This window comes from Pseudomonas fluorescens (assembly GCF_000967965.1).
In the GTDB taxonomy this organism is placed as follows: domain Bacteria; phylum Pseudomonadota; class Gammaproteobacteria; order Pseudomonadales; family Pseudomonadaceae; genus Aquipseudomonas; species Aquipseudomonas grandcourensis.
This window is the reverse complement of the sequence record NZ_LACC01000023.1, coordinates 47,276-64,338: the sequence shown is the minus strand read 5'-3', so window position 1 is coordinate 64,338 and position 17,063 is coordinate 47,276. Positions and strand designations below refer to the sequence as shown.

Below are 17,063 nucleotides of genomic sequence, written 5' to 3'. Positions count from 1 at the left end.
GACACGAACACCTTACCCGGGGCGGGAAGGCTGTACGTGTCATAGCCGTGTCGACCCGCCCCTTAGGAAAACCCCTGATGCTGGATTCACTACTCGTACCTACCGCAATCGTTGCCTTGGCCGAAATCGGCGACAAGACGCAACTGCTCGCGCTCATTCTCGCTGCCCGTTTCCGCAAGCCCTGGCCGATCATCGCCGGTATCGTCGCCGCGACCCTGGCCAACCACGCGGCCGCCGGTGCAGTCGGTGCCTGGGTCGGGAGTTTCTTCTCGGATACGATGCTGCACTGGATCCTCGCCGCGAGCTTCGCCGCCACGGCGCTGTGGACCCTGGTCCCGGACAAGATGGATGACGACGAGGCCAGCACCGCCCGCAAGTTCGGGCCGTTCCTGACCACGCTTATCGCGTTCTTCCTGGCGGAAATCGGCGACAAGACGCAGATCGCGACAGTAATGCTCGCAGCCCAGTATCCAGAGCTTTGGCTGGTGATCATCGGTACCACCCTCGGCATGCTGATTGCCAACGTGCCCGTGGTATTGGCCGGTAACTTTGCCGCGGACAAATTGCCATTGACCCTGATCCGTCGACTGGCGGCGTCGGCGTTCTTCATCCTGGCGATTGTCGCGGTGTACAAGGCGATGCAGAGCAGCGGGTGGGTTTGACGGGGTAAGGCAGTCATTGTGGCGAGGGAGCTTGCTCCCGCTGGGCTGCATAGCAGCCCCAAACCAGATGATCGCGTTTTGTCAGATTCGACGCGTAATCAGGATCTACGACTGCTCCGCAGCCGAGCGGGAGCAAGCTCCCTCGCCACAAAAGCCGAGGAGTCTCATCTTTTGTTGAACTCAATCAGGACTTCTTGGCTTGCTCGTAAAGCGGCATGACTTTCGGAATCGCCGCCTGCAACGCCGCAATACGGCTCGACGACGCCGGGTGAGTACTCATGAACTCCGGTGGCGCACCATCCGAGACCTTGCTCATCTTGTTCCACAGGGTGATCGCGGCATTCGGGTTGTAACCGGCGCGGGCGGCCAGTTCCAGGCCAATCAGGTCCGCCTCGTTTTCATTGGCGCGGCTGTTGGGCAAGGTCATGCCGTAGTTGGCCACGGTATCGGCCAGGGCCATGGTGTCCTGCCCCAATCCTAACAAGGCACCGGCGCCCTGCTTGGCCATTTCGATGCCGTAAGCCTTGGACATCGCTTCACGACCGTGCTCGCGCAGGGCGTGGGCGATTTCATGGCCCATGATCGCGGCGATTTCATCGTCGGTCAGCTTCAGGGTGTCGATCAACCCGGTGTAAAAGATGATCTTGCCGCCAGGGCCGCAGTTGGCGTTGAGCTCATCGCTCTTGATCAGGTTGACTTCCCACTTCCACTGGGCCGCGTCCGGACGAAACGTCGGCGCCTGGGCAATCAGCCGGTCGGCAATCGCCTGAACCCGTCTGGCTTCAGCGCTGGTTTTGTCCAGCACACCTTTGCTGGACGCTTCGCCCACGGTCTTCTGATAGGACTGAGCGTACATCTGGTCGACCTCTTGCGAGGACAACATGCTGAACATGTACTGCTTGCGTTCAATGCCCACGGCACCGCCGCTGGTGGTATTGACCGACTGACAACCGGTGAGCAGCAGCGCTGTGCTCAGTGCGCTGACAACCAAAATCTTGTTCATCAAAAAACTCCCAGAAAACATGCCGCGTATCCTAGGCGTGGAAATGTATCGACGCCAGATACAATGGATGTAAGACGCACAATTCGGACAAATCTCTCATCGCCGTAGAAAAAAATTCACATACAGCGACAACCCGCAATTCATCACACGCGCATTGATTCAATTACGACATCCGGCATGCAAAAACAGTCATTTCAACTGCCCACGCTCATGCCCGCCCGACACCCTGCCGATACAGCTCCGCAGACGTCCTTTCCCGTGCGGAGCCCCCATGAAATTCAAGTCGATCCAGTTTTCCGTGGCGGCCCTTGCCGGCGCCATTGTCCTTAGTGTCGTGGCAGCGCTGGTGGTGTACGCGCTGTTCTCCGGCGCCCGGACCCAAGACATGGTCCAGGAGCGGACCCAGGCCCAATTCGAGCAAGTCATCGAACAGCGCCTGACGTCCCTGGCGCAAACCCAGGTCAGCCAGATCCAGCGCGAACTCGAAGCACCGCTGCTGATTGCCGGCGGACTGGTGCGAGTGAACGCCCTGATCGGCACACCGAGGGCCGACGGCCAGCCGGCACTGAGCCTCAGCCGCGAGCAACTTATCGGCCTGATCAAGGAAAACGTGGTCAAGAACCCGAAGATCCTCGGCACTTACATCGGCTGGGAAAAAGACGCACTGGATCACAACGACGCGGCCTACGTCGGCACCCAGGTAGTCGGCATCGACGCCGCCAACGGGCGTTTCCTGCCCTGGTGGTTCCGCAACGACGACGGCACCCTGGGCCTGGACAAACTGGTGGACGTCGACGACCAGAAGACCCTGTCCACCGGCGTGCGCGCCAGCGAGTACTACCTGTGCTCGAAAGAAACCAAAAAATCCTGCGTGATCGATCCGGCGCCTTATAAGGTCGGCGATAAAATCGTCATGCTCGCCTCCTTCATTGAACCGATCATGCTCAACGGCGCTTTCCAGGGCATCGTCGGCGCCGACCTGTCGGTGAACTTCATCCAGGAAATGCTCCTGGGCGCCAACCAGAAACTCTACAGCGGCGCCGGGGAAATGGCCCTGATCGGCGGCAATGGCCGGATCGTTGCCTACACCAAGGATCCGGGCAAATTCGGCGAGAAGGTCAGCGACATCCTCGACAGCAAACAGATCGCCAACATGGCCAATCTCAAGCGCGGCGAAGTTACCTACACCGTCGACAAGGCCCAGGGCCGGATCGAGTTGTACCTGCCGTTCGGCATCGGCCAGACCGATGCCCGCTGGACCCTGATGCTGCAATTGCCGCTGAATGCGGTCATGGCCGACCTGCAAAAACTCCAGGCCGACCTGGACGCACAGCGCAAATCCGACACCTTCGGCATGGCGATGGTCGGCCTGGTGATTGCCGGTATCGGCTTGCTGGTGATCTGGCTGGTGGGCCACGGCATCGCCCGCCCGCTCAAGCAGATGGTGGCCATGCTCGACGATATCGCCCAGGGCGAAGGTGACCTGACCCGACGCCTGAGCAGCGACCGTGCCGATGAACTGGGCTCGATCGCCAAGGGTTTCAATACTTTCCTGGCCAAGTTGCAGGCGATGATCACCCAGGTGGTGACGTCGGTGCAGAGCGTCAGCGATTCGTCGGAACACACCGCCGACATCGCCATCCGCACCAACACCGGTGTGCACAAGCAGATGGCCGAGATCGATCAGGTGGCCACCGCCGTGCAGGAAATGACCGCCACCGCCCAGGACGTGGCGCGCAATGCGACCCAGGCCGCACAAGCCGCCAGCCATGCCGACCAAGCCGCGAGCCAGGGCATGCAGATCGTGCGCGACACCTCGAACTCGATTGGCGCCCTCGCCGTGGAAATCGGCCGGGCTGTCGGCGTGGTGCAAACCCTGGCCAAGGACAGCGAAAACATCAACGCCATCCTCACTGCCATTCGCGGGATCGCCGAGCAGACCAACCTGCTGGCCCTGAACGCGGCCATCGAAGCCGCCCGCGCTGGTGAACAGGGCCGAGGTTTTGCCGTGGTGGCCGACGAGGTGCGTAACCTGGCGCAGAAGACGCAAAAGGCCACCGAAGAAATCCAGGCCATGATTCAGCAGCTGCAACAAGGCACGCGGGACGTGGTGCGGGTCATGGAAGACAGCCAGAACCGCACGGACGAAAGCGTGCAGCACGCGGCCAAGGCTGCCGAAGCGCTGGAAACCATTACTCAAGCGGTGTCGGTGATCAACGACATGAACACCCAGATTGCCAGCGCGGCTGAAGAGCAAAGTGCAGTGGCGGACGACATCAACCGCAACGTGATCAACATCGGCCAAGTGGCCAACGAAGTGGCCGGTGGTGCGGATGAGTCGAGTGCGGCCAGTGCGGACTTGACCAAGCTGGCCGAGCAGCAGCGACGCTTGATCAATCAGTTCAGGGTTTGACCTTCAGGCCCTCTTCGCGAGCTTGCTCGCGATGGGGCCGGTTCAGCCACCCAATAACTCAACCCGGAGTGAGGCACTCCGGCCCATTGAGCTTCGGATCATTCACCATGTTGGCCAGGACCCGTTCGCGCAATGCGGCAGGCTCGCTGGCCAGCAAGGCTTGCAAAGCATGCAACGGCGTCTCGGGATCCAGCCACGCGGCCTGCCCCGCCTCATCAAGAATCAACGGCCGCCGCTGGCTCGCCGCCGGCTGGGTAATCACGGCGGTACTCAGCCACACCTGCTCCTGCACCGGATACGCCTCCCAGATCGCCGCAAAAAATAATGACGAGCCCTCCCCCGGCGTCAGCCAGTACGGGCGCTTGCGCGTCGTACCGCGCCATTCGTAGAAACCATTGGCCGGCAACAGGCAGCGGCGCTCGCGCAAGGCCTGGCGAAACATTGGCTGTTCGGCAACGGTTTCGGCGCGGGCGTGGGCCGGGGTGCGAGACAGATCGGTCAGCCAGGGGGGCGTCAGGCCCCAGCGGGCACGAGCCAGCGTGCGCTGGCCGTCAGGCTCGGCCCGCAGCATCAACACCGAATCATTGGGGGAAATGTTCCACTGCGCCTGCTGGTCGGCGGGAAAACCAGGCAGCGCCGCGAAGGCGGGGTTCCAGCGAAACAGGGCATAACGTCCACACATGGGGCAACACGGCTCTTGATCAAACGAACGCCAGCCTAACAGACCAGCGTGCCGGGAAAGCTGTCCGGTTCATCGCCGGACAGCGGCAGCGCGGCATTGTACGCGGTGATCAGCTCGCGGGCGTAAGCAGCCTGATCGTTCTCGACCGACAGCCCGAGCAGGCCATAGATCGGCAACTCGCCGCTGCCTCCGAGCAAATCACGGCCCACCAGATGCGCCTCGATACCCTCGCTGGCGAGCATGCCTTGCAGCAACTCGCCTTCCATCAGGTTTTCCGGATCGTAGATGCGCTGCATACACGCTCCTCACTCGTTTTCGCTGAACACTTCGAGATGCCATTCCTCATCATGAACCTGCAACACGAAGGTTATCGGCCGGCAGCACACCTGGCAGTCTTCAATATAGGTCTGATCGCCACCGGACAAATCCAGCGTCGTCTCGACTTCCTCACCACAATACGGACATTCATATTGCGTAGTTTCCAGCATCGCGGTCTCCCAGGTGACTTGTGCGTATAATCGCCGGTCTATTTGCAGGGCTATTTTTGTCTGGCTACTTTTTCAGACCGTGCCCCGCCGGTTTTCGATCAAAACCTTTACTTACCCTAGCCGTTTCTAACAAGAGAGCATGATGGGCGAATTCGATGCCATCCGACCTTACGACGACAGTGAAGTCCCGGCAGTGCTGGCACGACTGCTCGGCGACAAGGCGTTTCTAGATATCCTCACCCACTTTCGCTTCCCGCGTTTCGCCGGCGCTTTAGGCTGGGCACTCAAACCTCTTATAGCCCATCGGCTGCGCCGTGAGTTTGCCGGCATTACCTCCGTGGCCACGTTACAGGACAAAGTCGAGCATTACGTCGACCATACCATCGAGCGCGCCACCGACGGTGTTACCTATACCGGGGTGGAGCAATTCAAGTCCGGCAGCGCCTACCTGTTCATCGCCAACCACCGCGACATTGTGATGGACCCGGCCTTCGTCAACTATGCCGTGTACCACGCAGGCCTGCCGACCCCGCGTATCGCCATTGGCGACAACCTGCTGCAAAAGCCTTTCGTCAGCGACCTGATGCGCCTGAACAAGAGCTTCATCGTGCACCGCTCGATCAGCGGACGCCGGGAGAAAATGGCGACTTATCAACTGTTGTCGGCGTACATCAACCATTCGATCCGCAACGATTGCGCCTCGATCTGGATCGCCCAGGCCGAAGGCCGCGCCAAGGACGGTGACGATCGTACCGAATCGGCGATCCTCAAGATGTTCCACATGAGCCGCAAGGACGAGCCGTTCGGCGAAGTCATTCAGTCGCTGAACCTGACCCCGGTGTCGATCAGCTACGAGTACGACCCATGCGATCAGGCCAAGGCCCGCGAGCTTTACATCCGCGCCACCACCGGCAGCTACACCAAGGTGCCGGGCGAGGATGACGTGAGCATCGCCAAGGGCATCACCGGCTACAAGGGCCGGGTGCACGTGAACTTTGCCGCGCCGATCACCGAACTGTTCGAAGACACCAAGCAATTGGCGGTCGAGATGGACAGGCAAATCCTCAGCGGATACCGCCTGTTCCCGGTGCACTACCTGGCTTACGCGCAGTGGAAAGACGCCGATTCGCAGTTGCAGGTGCCGAAAGCGGCCGAAGTGTTCCCGGCCGCGGAGCTGGCCAAGGCCCGGGAAGAATGGCAACGCCGCCTGGATGCCTGCCCTGAAGAGCATCGTCCATTCCTGGTGCTGCAATATGCGACGCCGGTGCGCAATCAGTACCGGGTGAAGGCAGGGTTGCCGCTGTAAGCGGTTTCGGCCAGATGTGAAAACGGCGCTTTTTGTGGCGAGGGGGCTTGCCCCCGTTCGGCTGCGTAGCAGTCGCAAGCTTCTTGGGGCCGCTTCGCAGCCCAACGGGGGCATGCCCCCTCGCCACAGGGTTTACTTCAGATTCAAACCTGAGTGCTGATCCACGACACCAGCAACGCCATCCCCATGCAGGCAAAACCGAAGATGTAGAAAAACCGGTTCATGCGCAAGGTCGCCCAGTCCAGCGTGGGCTCTACGTTGGGGCTGCTCTGGCGCTGCGCCTGCAAACTGGCCATCGCGCGCAGTTCGCGACGACGGGTGGCGTGCAGCAACCAGCCGCCCGGGAAGGCAAAGAGCAAGGCCAGCAAATTGATCAATCTGGCGGGATGGGCGAAAAACAGCGTCATCAAGTGCAGCGACATCACAAACCTCAAGTAAAACAGGTGGCAGGTGCCAGACCGGCGACCGCGGCGCGGATTCTACCGAAAGCCTGCGCGCCTGCCCTCTGTTTCCGACAAATAACGAAGCAGTTGATCAATGGCTGTCCTGAGTCACGGCTTCGTCATCTGTATCGGCGATCATTCGCGCCTCGAAACCGACAGGGACCTCGTCATGCTCCACGCCGAAAACCAGGATCGTCTTTACCTCATCACCCCCAGCGAAGAACAACAAGCCCTCGTCGGCAGCCTCGCCTTCAACGTTCAGGATCGCCATTGGCTGGTGTATTGCGCACTCGGTGGCCACCAGCATGCGGATTTGCCGGAGGCGGATTTACTGACGGGCGTGAGCGTGCTGGACTTTTACTCGCAAGCTGCCTGACACCCCTGATCCCCTGTGGGCCGGTGTACATCCATAAAAAACGCAGCCATGAAAAAGCCCGGGACCATCACTGGCACCGGGCTTTTTCACATCCAGCGAAGGTTACTCGCCGAGAATCTGACCCACGGTCGGGTCCTTGAACAGGCGGGTCAACGCATCACTGAGCACATCGCTGACCAGCTTGGTGTTGGTTTCCTGGTTCGGCGCCATACCGAAGCGCTGGTCCAGGGACGAACCATAACGGCCGCTGTAGCGACGGTTGGCGTTCTGCACATCCGAGCGGAAGGTCGCACCGATGGTGGCTTCGGTCACGTACATGCCTTCCTTGGGCGACTGGTACTTCAACTCCGTCAGGGTCACGGTCAGTTGCGGTGCATTCATGGCGTTGTTCGTCGGGGTAAAGCCCAGCAGACGCACGGCGGCTTCAGCCTGGGCCTGCAGCTTCGGCAGGATCTGCGCGCTCTGCACGGTGATTGCGCTGGTTTCCGGATACAGGCCACCACGGGTGCCCAGCGTCGGCGACGGGCGACCGTCCACTACACGCACCACGACGGGCTGACCATGGCCGACCGGGGCCAGTTGAGTGGTCAGCTTGGGTTCCGGGCTCAGTTGTTGCGGGCTGTTGGCGCAGCCAACCAGAGTCAAACTGGTCACAGTGATCAAACCGAACAACAGGCGTTGCAACATGCTCTTCTCTCCAGAATCAGGCACAAACAGGCCGGCAGTATAGCGGTGCGCCACTGCCGGGAACCAGCACCTGACAGTGATAACTGAAATGTCTGACCATCCTATTTGAGAGCGGTTTCCTGTCACCAAGATGTCACTACTCAGACACTTGCGCGTCATCACCCGTGCGCTATGTTGGCGTTAGTCACCTAATACGGTAATCATCATGCGCCATTTGATTTCGCTGTTCGCGCCACGCCCACTGCATCGCTGCTTCGCCCTGCTCGACCGCAACGGCCACTGCCAGGCCTTCAAGCAGTGCAGTCTCCAGCCCATGGGCGATGGCTGGGTTGAAATCGAAGAGATCCGCCTGAACTGGCTGAATCAGCCGCTGCCTGCCGGCACCCGCGTCGTTTCGCAGCAGCAACAGCCACGCTCGCGTGCACAGCAACTGATGACGACCTGACCAAACACCTAATAAAAGTCATTAAACACGACCATTTCCCTGCGTTTCTTAGATACAATCTCCCCCCGATTATAAGGACGTCTCCTGATCGGGCCTCGCAGCATCGTCAATGCGCTTGTATTGACACCCCGCACTGCCCACAGAGAGCCGCCCACACAGATCGAGTGAAGCTGGCGCGCTTGCTGTTTTGTTGAGCAAAACCTCCACTTTTCGCGAATCTGCAGAGCTGTCATTACGCTCGGTCACTGAGCTGTTTGCCCGTTTTGCCTGCCCTGTATCCCATGGCGGCAATCCATCCGGGCACGGTGCCAGGCTGGGACAGCCCTTTTTGAGGTTCACGTCTTCAAAAGAGCGTGAAAAAAACGGGTTTTCACAACTTCACAAGAGTGTGGCGAGCAAATGAATAGTTTTGCGTCTGAACATGCACCATTAGCGTCTACAACAGCCCAACGACACAGGACCGAGTATTCCTCGAACACCGGAGCCTGAAGCCTGTCCGCTACGGATTTGGTTGCACAAACGGATGTATCGACCATAAGTCGAATTGCCTCCCGCGCGCTGAAATGAGTTCATATGGCTCATAGGCCCGGCAGGTAGCGTCCGTCGAAGTTGCGATAAATTGCGAAGATTCGGACATGGCGATCCTGCCATGGGTACCTGGGGCAACACTGACACGCCCCGTCACTCCTGGCAGCCATGCCGACAATTTGGTGCTGCAGATTTTGGAGACGCGTTAAATGGCGCATAACGAAGCAGTCGACGTAGTACTGGTTGGGGCCGGCATCATGAGTGCCACCCTTGCAGTACTGCTCAAAGAGCTCGACCCCGCGATCAAGCTGGAAGTCGTCGAGCTGATGGATTCCGGTGCCGCGGAGAGTTCCAACCCGTGGAACAACGCCGGTACCGGTCACGCCGGGCTGTGTGAGCTCAACTACACGCCGCAGGCCGCCGATGGCGCCGTCGACATCAAGAAAGCCGTGCACATCAACACCCAGTTCGAGGTGTCGAAGCAATTCTGGTCGTACCTGACCAAAAAAGGCACGTTCGGCTCGTGCAAATCGTTTATCAGCCCGGTGCCACACCTGAGCTTCGTGCAGGGCGACAGCGGCGTGTCCTTCCTCAAGGAACGCTTCAAGGTGCTGAGCAAGCACCACGCCTTCTCGGACATGGAATACACCGAAGACAAGGCCAAAATGGCCGAGTGGATGCCGCTGATGATGCCTGGCCGCGATCCTGGCGAAAACCTCGCCGCGACCCGCGTGATCAATGGCACCGACGTAAACTTCGGCGCCCTGACCAACCAGTTGCTCAAGCACCTGACCAGCGCACCCGATGCCCAGGTCAAGTACTGCAAGCGCGTGACCGGCCTCAAGCGCAGCAACGGCGGCTGGACTGTCAGCATCAAGGACGTCAACAGCGGCAACACCCGTGAAGTCGACGCCAAGTTCGTCTTCCTCGGCGCTGGCGGTGCGGCACTGCCGTTGCTGCAGGCTTCGGGCATCGAAGAGAGCAAAGGCTTCGGCGGTTTCCCGATCAGCGGCCAATGGCTGCGTTGCGATAACCCGGAAGTGGTCAAGCACCACCAGGCCAAGGTCTACAGCCAGGCTGCCGTAGGCTCGCCGCCAATGTCCGTGCCGCACCTGGACACCCGTGTAGTCGAAGGCAAGAAGTCCCTGCTGTTCGGACCTTATGCCGGCTTCACCACCAAGTTCCTCAAGCACGGCTCCTTCATGGACCTGCCGATGTCGGTTCGCGCCGGCAACATCGGGCCGATGCTGTCCGTGGCAAAAAACAACATGGACCTGACCAAGTACCTGGTCAGCGAAGTGATGCAGTCGATGGAGCAGCGCCTGGAGTCCCTGCGTCGCTTCTACCCTGAGGCGAAAGCTGAAGACTGGCGCCTGGAAGTGGCCGGCCAACGGGTGCAGATCATCAAGAAAGACCCGAAAAAAGGCGGCATCCTGCAATTCGGCACCGAACTGGTCGCAGCCAAGGACGGTTCCCTGGCAGCACTGCTCGGCGCTTCGCCAGGTGCCTCGGTGACTGTTTCGATCATGCTTGAGCTGATCGAAAAATGCTTCCCGGGCAAAACCAAGGGCGAATGGGCTACCAAACTGGCCGAAATTTTCCCGGCCCGTGAAAAGGTCCTGGAAACCGACGCTGCGCTGTATCGCAAGATCAACACGCAGAACAACGTTGCCCTGGAACTGGTTGAAGCCAGCAGCGAGACCGAAAGCTACGCTTGATTCGGCCTTATGAAAAACGCCCCGTTCTCACTGAGAGCGGGGCGTTTTTTTATGTCCGGGCAAACCTGATTCGTGGCGATGTGCCTGAGGAATCAGCCGCGAGCTTTTTCGATCAACTCGATGTAGTCCGGCGCGTTGCGCTGATCCTTGATCAGGGCAACGAAGTCGTTGCCGTGCTCATCCTTGCCATTCACGTCGTAACCCGCTTCGACGAAGAACGTCAGGAAACGCGCGAAATCGTCGATGCGCAGGCCACGGTAGGCCTTGACCAGCTTGTGCAGGGACGGAGAAGTCGCGTCGACCGGTTCGAAATCGAGGAACAACTTGATCTGCTCATCGCCGATCTCGTCACCAATCACTTGTTTTTTATCTTTACGCATTGCCGACTCCAGCTCGCAGACATTTCACGGGGCGGGCAGTTTACCCCTGCGCGGGCTCAAGGCTCAACGCGGACGAGTGCTGCCGGTGTGCAGATCGGCCCAGACATGGCCATTGGCGTAGCTGAGAAACTGGCAATACACCGTGTCGTTGCGCAACAAGTCGATCACCACCCGGTATTGCGCCAGCGGGTAATAGAGGGTCAGGGTCTTGCTCGACTCGTCGTAAACCGGTTTTTTCAGGCTTTTGCTTTCACCATCGAAGTTGACCAGCACCTGACTGATGGTGGCGCCCTTGTTCAGGGATTTGCCCTTGAGCCGAATCATCAGCGGCGAAGTGACCGGAATCGGCTGTTGATTGGACTGACGCTGAGCGCCGACCACCACCGAATAATCGGTGACCTGCATCAGTTGCTGCTGTTCGGGGTCAGCATCGCGCAGCGTTAGATCGTCCGGCGGCAGAAATTGACTGTGCATGGGCGCCGGCGCGGCGGCCAATGGCAGGCTGAGGACCAGCAACAGGGCGGCGCAGCTGCGGATAAAAGGGCTCATGGCAGGCTCCGGAGTCGGGGCCGGGCACTTTACCATGGGCTGAAGGAAGTGGTTCAAGTGCACAGAAACCACTGTGGGAGCGAGCTTGTTCGCGATGACGTCGGCACATCCAGCATCAATGTGTCAGTGACATAGCCATTGCGAGCAAGCTCGCTCCCACAGGTTAAGGATCAGTCGAACTGCGCGCGCATCCAGGCCTGATACTCGGCAACGCCGGGCTCGCCTTCGCGCGGTGCCCAATGCGCCAGCTCACCCTCACCGACCGGACGGTAAGGACCGGCCTTGCATTCGAACATCAGGCTGTCGGCCTCCAGCACCACCAAACCGTGGAACACACCGCTTGGCAGGTCCACGCCAACACAGTCGCCACCGGCCTGCAGCACGGTCTTGCTCAGCACCGTACCGACCTCGTCAAAGATCAACACGCCCAGCCGCCCCTTGAGGACCAACAGGGTTTCGGCCTTGTTGTCGCCCAGATGCCGGTGAGGCGGGATATACGTGGACGGCTGCAACCCCACCGCCATGCGATGGCAAGCGTCTTCCATCTGATGGAAGTTGTAATGCTGGCGCCCACGAGGATTAGTCGCGGCTTTCCCGGCCAGTTCGGCGAACAAGGTCTGATCCAGAAAGCGAGGCGTATCCATGTCTTACATTCCTTTAACGGCGAAAATCCCGTTGGCATTACGCCAGTAGCCTTTGTAGTCCATACCGTAACCGAAGATGTAGCGGTCGATGCACGGCAGACCGACGAAATCGGCCTTCAGGTCCGGACGGGCCTTGCGGTCGTGGTCTTTGTCGATCAGCACGGCAGTGTGCACTTTACGGGCACCGGCGTGTTTACAGAAATCGATGATCGCGCCCAGGGTGTGACCTTCATCGAGGATGTCGTCGATGATCAGCACGTCACGGTCGATGAAGGAAACTTCCGGCTTGGCTTTCCAGAACAGGTCGCCCCCGCTGGTTTCGTTGCGATAGCGGGTGGCGTGCAGGTAGGACGCTTCCAGCGGGAAGTTCAGATAGGTCAGCAGCTTGCCGGAGAAAATCAGCCCGCCGTTCATCACGCAGAACACCACCGGGTTGCTGTCGGCCATTTGTTCGTTGATTTGTGCACCGACGCGGGCGATGGCCGCCTCGACTTCAGCTTCGGTGTACAGGCAGTCAGCCTCTCGCATGATTTGACGGATATGCTCGAGATCAGCGGACATGGCGCTCTCCAGGGGTTTGAGGGGGAGGGACGGATTCGGAAAAGCGGGCAAAGGTACGCATCCCGCACGGCCAGATCAAGCGTTTGTGGACTAACGTACTGTATGTCTATAGGACAACACCCTCGGATAGATTAATCTAGGCCGGTTTTTTTGCCCGCCGCCGGAGCCTTTCCCCATGCCCATCCATGAGATCCGCCACCCGCTGATCCGTCATAAACTTGGCCTGATGCGCCGCGCAGACATCAGCACCAAGAATTTCCGTGAGCTCGCTCAGGAAGTCGGCGCCTTGCTGACCTATGAAGCCACCAAAGACCTGCCGCTGGAATCCTACGATATCGAAGGCTGGTGCGGCACTGTGTCGGTCGAGAAAATCGCTGGCAAGAAGATTACTGTCGTGCCAATCCTGCGTGCCGGCATCGGCATGCTCGAAGGCGTGCTAAGCCTGATCCCGGGCGCCAAAGTCAGCGCCGTGGGCGTGGCCCGTAACGAAGAAACTCTCGAAGCCCACACCTACCTCGAGAAGCTGGTGCCGGAAATCGACGAACGCCTGGCCATGATCATCGACCCGATGCTCGCCACCGGCGGCTCGATGGTTGCCACCATCGACCTGCTGAAAAAGGCCGGCTGCCGCGACATCCGAGCCATGGTGCTGGTTGCCGCGCCGGAAGGCATCGCCGCCGTAGAGAAAGCTCACCCGGACGTGATCATCTACACCGCTTCCATTGATCAAAAACTGAACGAACACGGTTACATCATCCCAGGGCTGGGCGATGCCGGTGACAAGATCTTCGGCACCAAGCAGAAGGACGCGTGACCATGCAGCAAGAGTTCAACGATCCGCTCTGGCGCACGGTGCTGTCGGGTGCACAGATGCTGTTCGTGGCCTTCGGCGCCCTGGTGTTGATGCCGCTGATTACCGGCCTCGACCCGAACGTGGCGCTGTTCACGGCCGGCCTGGGGACGATCCTGTTCCAGATCGTCACCGGGCGTCAGGTGCCGGTGTTCCTGGCATCGAGCTTTGCCTTCATCACCCCGATCATTCTCGCCAAGGGTCAGTTCGGCCTGGCTGCGACCATGGGCGGCGTGATGGCGGCAGGTTTCGTCTACACCTTCCTCGGCCTGGCCGTGAAGATCAAAGGCACAGGCTTCATCGACCGCCTGCTGCCGCCGGTGGTGATCGGGCCGGTGATCATTTCGATCGGCCTGGCCATGGCACCGATTGCCGCCAACATGGCCATGGGCAAGGCCGGCGACGGCAGCGAATTGATTCATTACCAGACGGCGATGATGATCTCGATGCCCGCGTTGCTGACCACGCTGATCGTCGCGGTATTCGGCAAGGGCATCTTCCGCCTGGTGCCGATCATCTCCGGCGTGCTGGTGGGCTTCGGCATGGCGTTCTACTTCGGCGTGGTCGATACCGCGAAGATTGCGGCGGCACCGTGGTTCGCCATCCCGCACTTCACCGCACCGGAATTCAACTGGCAGGCGATTCTGTTCATCGTTCCGGTAGCCCTGGCCCCGGCCATCGAACACATCGGCGGCGTGATTGCCGTAGGTAGCGTGACCGGTCGCGATTACCTGAAGAAGCCCGGCCTGCACCGCACCCTGCTCGGCGACGGCATCGCCACCACGGCGGCCGGTCTGTTCGGCGGTCCGCCCAACACCACCTACGCCGAGGTGACCGGCGCAGTCATGCTGACCAAGAACTACAACCCGAAAATCATGACCTGGGCGGCGATCTTCGCCATCAGCCTGGCGTTCATCGGCAAGTTCGGCGCACTGTTGCAAAGCATTCCGGTGCCGGTGATGGGCGGGATTCTGTGCCTGTTGTTCGGTTCGATCGCGGCGGTGGGGATGAACACGCTGATCCGCCACAAGATCGATCTGGGCGAGGCGCGCAATCTGGTGATTGTTTCGGTGACCCTGGTGTTCGGGATCGGCGGCGTGCTGATCGGTACCGGTACCGGGCCGGACGATTTCGGCCTCAAGGGCATCGCGCTGTGCGCGGTGGTGGCGATTGGCTTGAACCTGATTCTGCCGGGCAATGACAGCTGGAAGCACAAGAAGGCGGATGAGCCGCTGATCTAACAGCTTGAGATGTTTGTAGTCTGCCAGATAGCTATCGCGAGCAAGCTCGCTCCCACAAATTGGAATGCATTTCCCTGTGGGAGCGAGCCTGCTCGCGAAGCTTTTAAAGCGCCAACGGCGCGCGCTCGCACAACGCACTCAACGCCCGCGCCCAATGCGGATCATCGTTGAGGCACGGCACCAGCACCAGGTCCTCGCCCCCCGCTGCGCGGAATTGCTCCTTGCCGCGATCACCGATCTCTTCCAGGGTCTCGATGCAATCGGCAACGAACGCCGGGCACATCACCAGAACCTTTTTCACCCCGCTTTTGGCCAATTCATCCAGGCGCGCCTCGGTGTAGGGTTCGATCCATTTGGCGCGCCCCAGACGCGACTGGAACGACACCGACCACTTGCCCTCCGGCAACCCCATGCGTTTGGCAAACTCTGCCGCCGTACGCAGGCACTGGCCGCGATAACAGGTGGCGACCACCTCCGGTGGCGCCCCGGCGCAGCAATCACCGCCACCCTCGAAGCTGTGACCGGGGTTGAGCTTCTTCAGATGCCGTTCCGGCAACCCATGAAAACTCATCAGCAAGTGATCGAAGTCCTGCTGCAAATGCGGCCGGGTCGTGACCACCAGCGCATCGAGGTATTCCGGCTGGTCGTAGAAAGGCTGGAGCACCGACAACTGTACATCGAGGTTTTTCTCGCGCACCACGCGCTTGGCCTCTTCGATGACCGTAGTCGTGGTGCTGTCGGCGAACTGTGGATACAGCGGCGCCAGGGTGATTCGCTTGTGCCCCGCCGCAACCATCCGAACCAGAGTCGATTCAATCGACGGCTCGCCGTAACGCATCGCCAATTCGACCGGGCCGTGCTGCCATTGACGGGTCATCGCTTGTTGCAGGCGACGACTGAGCACCACCAGCGGCGAGCCCTCGTTCCACCAGATCGAGGCATAAGCATGGGCCGACTGCTCGGGACGCTTGATCAGGATCAGCGACACCAGCAGACGCCGAACCGGCCATGGCAGGTCGATCACGTACGGGTCCATCAGAAATTGATTGAGGTAGCTGCGCACATCCGCCACCGAGGTGGAAGCAGGTGAGCCCAGGTTGACCAGAAGCAACGCGTGATCGGTCATGCAACGTCCTATTTCAAAGGCGACCGGACAGATCGTCCAGAGCCGCGTGCAAATCCATGAACTTAAAAGTGAAACCAGCCTGTAACAAACGCACGGGAGTGGCGCGCTGGCCGCCCAGCAGCAACAGCGACAACTCGCCCAGCCCCACCTTCAATGCGAAGGCCGGCATCGGCATGAACGCCGGGCGATTCAACACGCCGCCCAACGCCTTGGCAAACTCGCGATTGCGCACCGGTTTGGGCGCGCACGCATTATAGGGACCGCCGGCCTCGTTGCGATGCAGAAGAAAATCAATCAGGGCGATTTGATCGTCGATATGAATCCATGGCATCCACTGCCGGCCGTTGCCGATCGGCCCACCCAGGCCCAGTTTGAACGGCAGTAACAGCCGCGACAAAAAGCCGCCCTCCGCCGACAGCACCAACCCGGTTCGAATGAGGATGACGCGAATGCCCAGCGTTTCAGCCCGCAGTGCAGTCTCTTCCCAGGCAATGCACAACTGGCTGGCGAAATCTTCGCTGACCGGCCCCGAGTCCTCGGTCAGTTCGCGCTCGCCACCGTCGCCATACCAGCCGACAGCCGAACCGGAAATCAATACCCGTGGTTTCTGCTCGCGATTTTCGAGCCACGCCAGCAAGGTTTCGGTGAGGGTGATGCGGCTGCTCCACAACAAGGCTTTACGCTTGTGCGTCCAAGGCCGGTCGGCAATCGGCGCTCCGGCCAGATTGACGATCGCATCGATCTGCTCCTGCCCCAGATCCTCCAGCCGGGCAACTCCACGCACTTGGGCACCACATATTTTCGCGACTTTTTCAGGCTTGCGACTCCAGACTGTCAGGCGATGTCCCTGGCCCAACCAGTGCCGACAGAGCTGACGTCCTATCAAACCAGTACCGCCGGTCAGCAATATGTGCATGACTTCTCCCTCGCGTGGCGTTTTACCTTGTCCATTAGTCTATTT

General features: G+C 60.0%; 20 protein-coding genes and 1 pseudogene. 9 read left to right on the top strand and 12 right to left on the bottom strand.

Annotated elements, in window-relative coordinates; genetic code table 11:
* Window positions 1–77: 77 nt before the first annotated feature.
* Window positions 78–662, top strand: a complete 585-nt coding sequence (locus tag VC35_RS18700) for a TMEM165/GDT1 family protein (protein WP_008016665.1) — start codon at window positions 78–80, stop codon at window positions 660–662.
* 184 nt (window positions 663–846) lie between these two features.
* On the opposite strand, the gene VC35_RS18695 is transcribed toward VC35_RS18700, so the two are convergent.
* Window positions 847–1,665 carry a M48 family metallopeptidase gene (locus tag VC35_RS18695; protein ID WP_046041892.1) on the bottom strand — a complete coding sequence of 273 codons (819 nt, stop codon included), beginning with the start codon at window positions 1,663–1,665 and terminating at the stop codon, window positions 847–849.
* 271 nt (window positions 1,666–1,936) lie between these two features.
* Here VC35_RS18695 and VC35_RS30350 point away from each other — a divergent pair.
* Both VC35_RS30350 and VC35_RS30345 read left to right on the top strand, forming a co-directional pair.
* A pseudogene (locus VC35_RS30350) lies at window positions 1,937–3,223 on the top strand (methyl-accepting chemotaxis protein); the annotation flags it as partial.
* A gap of 12 nt (window positions 3,224–3,235) precedes the next feature.
* Window positions 3,236–4,078 (top strand): methyl-accepting chemotaxis protein, encoded by an 843-nt coding sequence (locus VC35_RS30345; protein WP_404942363.1) that lies wholly within the window; start codon window positions 3,236–3,238, stop codon window positions 4,076–4,078.
* A 58-nt stretch (window positions 4,079–4,136) separates the two neighbouring features.
* On the opposite strand, the gene VC35_RS18685 is transcribed toward VC35_RS30345, so the two are convergent.
* Genes VC35_RS18685 through VC35_RS18675 form a run of 3 tightly spaced genes read right to left on the bottom strand, consistent with a single transcriptional unit; the run spans window position 4,137 to window position 5,248 of the window.
* Window positions 4,137–4,760, bottom strand: a complete 624-nt coding sequence (locus VC35_RS18685; RefSeq protein WP_046041890.1) for an SOS response-associated peptidase — start codon at window positions 4,758–4,760, stop codon at window positions 4,137–4,139.
* Between the two features lie 35 nt (window positions 4,761–4,795).
* Window positions 4,796–5,056 (bottom strand): putative signal transducing protein, encoded by a 261-nt coding sequence (locus VC35_RS18680; RefSeq protein WP_008045983.1) that lies wholly within the window; start codon window positions 5,054–5,056, stop codon window positions 4,796–4,798.
* A 9-nt stretch (window positions 5,057–5,065) separates the two neighbouring features.
* A complete protein-coding gene (locus tag VC35_RS18675) occupies window positions 5,066–5,248 on the bottom strand; it encodes a CPXCG motif-containing cysteine-rich protein (protein ID WP_046041889.1) in 183 nt (60 codons plus the stop codon).
* A gap of 139 nt (window positions 5,249–5,387) precedes the next feature.
* Between VC35_RS18675 and VC35_RS18670 the strand changes: the two genes are divergently transcribed.
* Complete coding sequence (locus VC35_RS18670) at window positions 5,388–6,554, top strand: 1-acyl-sn-glycerol-3-phosphate acyltransferase (RefSeq protein ID WP_046041888.1); 1,167 nt, start codon at window positions 5,388–5,390, stop codon at window positions 6,552–6,554.
* Between the two features lie 143 nt (window positions 6,555–6,697).
* Here the strand turns inward: VC35_RS18670 and VC35_RS18665 are convergent, their stop codons facing one another.
* Window positions 6,698–6,976: a hypothetical protein gene (locus tag VC35_RS18665; RefSeq protein ID WP_046041887.1), complete on the bottom strand. Its 279-nt coding sequence runs from the start codon at window positions 6,974–6,976 to the stop codon at window positions 6,698–6,700.
* Window positions 6,977–7,166: 190 nt separating this feature from the next.
* Between VC35_RS18665 and VC35_RS18660 the strand changes: the two genes are divergently transcribed.
* The gene (locus tag VC35_RS18660; RefSeq protein WP_033052291.1) at window positions 7,167–7,373 is read left to right on the top strand and encodes a hypothetical protein; all 207 of its coding nucleotides are present in this window, start codon (window positions 7,167–7,169) and stop codon (window positions 7,371–7,373) included.
* A 102-nt stretch (window positions 7,374–7,475) separates the two neighbouring features.
* On the opposite strand, the gene VC35_RS18655 is transcribed toward VC35_RS18660, so the two are convergent.
* On the bottom strand, window positions 7,476–8,060 hold the full coding sequence (locus VC35_RS18655) for a YajG family lipoprotein (protein WP_046041886.1): 585 nt from the start codon (window positions 8,058–8,060) through the stop codon (window positions 7,476–7,478).
* Window positions 8,061–8,265: 205 nt separating this feature from the next.
* Here VC35_RS18655 and VC35_RS18650 point away from each other — a divergent pair, with 205 nt between their 5' ends.
* Both VC35_RS18650 and mqo read left to right on the top strand, forming a co-directional pair.
* Entirely contained in the window at window positions 8,266–8,505 is a 240-nt protein-coding gene (locus VC35_RS18650; RefSeq protein WP_046041885.1) for a hypothetical protein, read from the top strand.
* A gap of 737 nt (window positions 8,506–9,242) precedes the next feature.
* Window positions 9,243–10,751 carry a malate dehydrogenase (quinone) gene (gene mqo, locus VC35_RS18645; RefSeq protein WP_046041884.1) on the top strand — a complete coding sequence of 503 codons (1,509 nt, stop codon included), beginning with the start codon at window positions 9,243–9,245 and terminating at the stop codon, window positions 10,749–10,751.
* 92 nt (window positions 10,752–10,843) lie between these two features.
* Here mqo and VC35_RS18640 read toward each other — a convergent pair whose 3' ends face one another.
* The 4 genes from VC35_RS18640 to VC35_RS18625 all read right to left on the bottom strand — a co-directional run bounded on the left by VC35_RS18640 (window position 10,844) and on the right by VC35_RS18625 (window position 12,885).
* On the bottom strand, window positions 10,844–11,131 hold the full coding sequence (locus VC35_RS18640; RefSeq protein WP_046041883.1) for a PA4642 family protein: 288 nt from the start codon (window positions 11,129–11,131) through the stop codon (window positions 10,844–10,846).
* 63 nt (window positions 11,132–11,194) lie between these two features.
* Window positions 11,195–11,680: a hypothetical protein gene (locus VC35_RS18635; RefSeq protein WP_046041882.1), complete on the bottom strand. Its 486-nt coding sequence runs from the start codon at window positions 11,678–11,680 to the stop codon at window positions 11,195–11,197.
* A gap of 170 nt (window positions 11,681–11,850) precedes the next feature.
* On the bottom strand, window positions 11,851–12,324 hold the full coding sequence (locus VC35_RS18630; RefSeq protein ID WP_046041881.1) for a WbuC family cupin fold metalloprotein: 474 nt from the start codon (window positions 12,322–12,324) through the stop codon (window positions 11,851–11,853).
* Between the two features lie 3 nt (window positions 12,325–12,327).
* On the bottom strand, window positions 12,328–12,885 hold the full coding sequence (locus tag VC35_RS18625; RefSeq protein WP_046041880.1) for a hypoxanthine-guanine phosphoribosyltransferase: 558 nt from the start codon (window positions 12,883–12,885) through the stop codon (window positions 12,328–12,330).
* Between the two features lie 175 nt (window positions 12,886–13,060).
* On the opposite strand from VC35_RS18625, the gene upp reads away from it, so the two are divergent.
* Together upp and VC35_RS18615 are read left to right on the top strand one after the other, a co-directional pair.
* On the top strand, window positions 13,061–13,699 hold the full coding sequence (upp, locus tag VC35_RS18620) for a uracil phosphoribosyltransferase (protein ID WP_046041879.1): 639 nt from the start codon (window positions 13,061–13,063) through the stop codon (window positions 13,697–13,699).
* A gap of 2 nt (window positions 13,700–13,701) precedes the next feature.
* On the top strand, window positions 13,702–14,976 hold the full coding sequence (locus tag VC35_RS18615) for a uracil-xanthine permease family protein (protein ID WP_046041878.1): 1,275 nt from the start codon (window positions 13,702–13,704) through the stop codon (window positions 14,974–14,976).
* A gap of 103 nt (window positions 14,977–15,079) precedes the next feature.
* Here VC35_RS18615 and hemH read toward each other — a convergent pair whose 3' ends face one another.
* The gene (hemH, locus tag VC35_RS18610) at window positions 15,080–16,102 is read right to left on the bottom strand and encodes a ferrochelatase (protein ID WP_046041877.1); all 1,023 of its coding nucleotides are present in this window, start codon (window positions 16,100–16,102) and stop codon (window positions 15,080–15,082) included.
* A gap of 13 nt (window positions 16,103–16,115) precedes the next feature.
* Window positions 16,116–17,018 carry a TIGR01777 family oxidoreductase gene (locus VC35_RS18605; protein ID WP_046041876.1) on the bottom strand — a complete coding sequence of 301 codons (903 nt, stop codon included), beginning with the start codon at window positions 17,016–17,018 and terminating at the stop codon, window positions 16,116–16,118.
* Window positions 17,019–17,063: the final 45 nt, after the last annotated feature.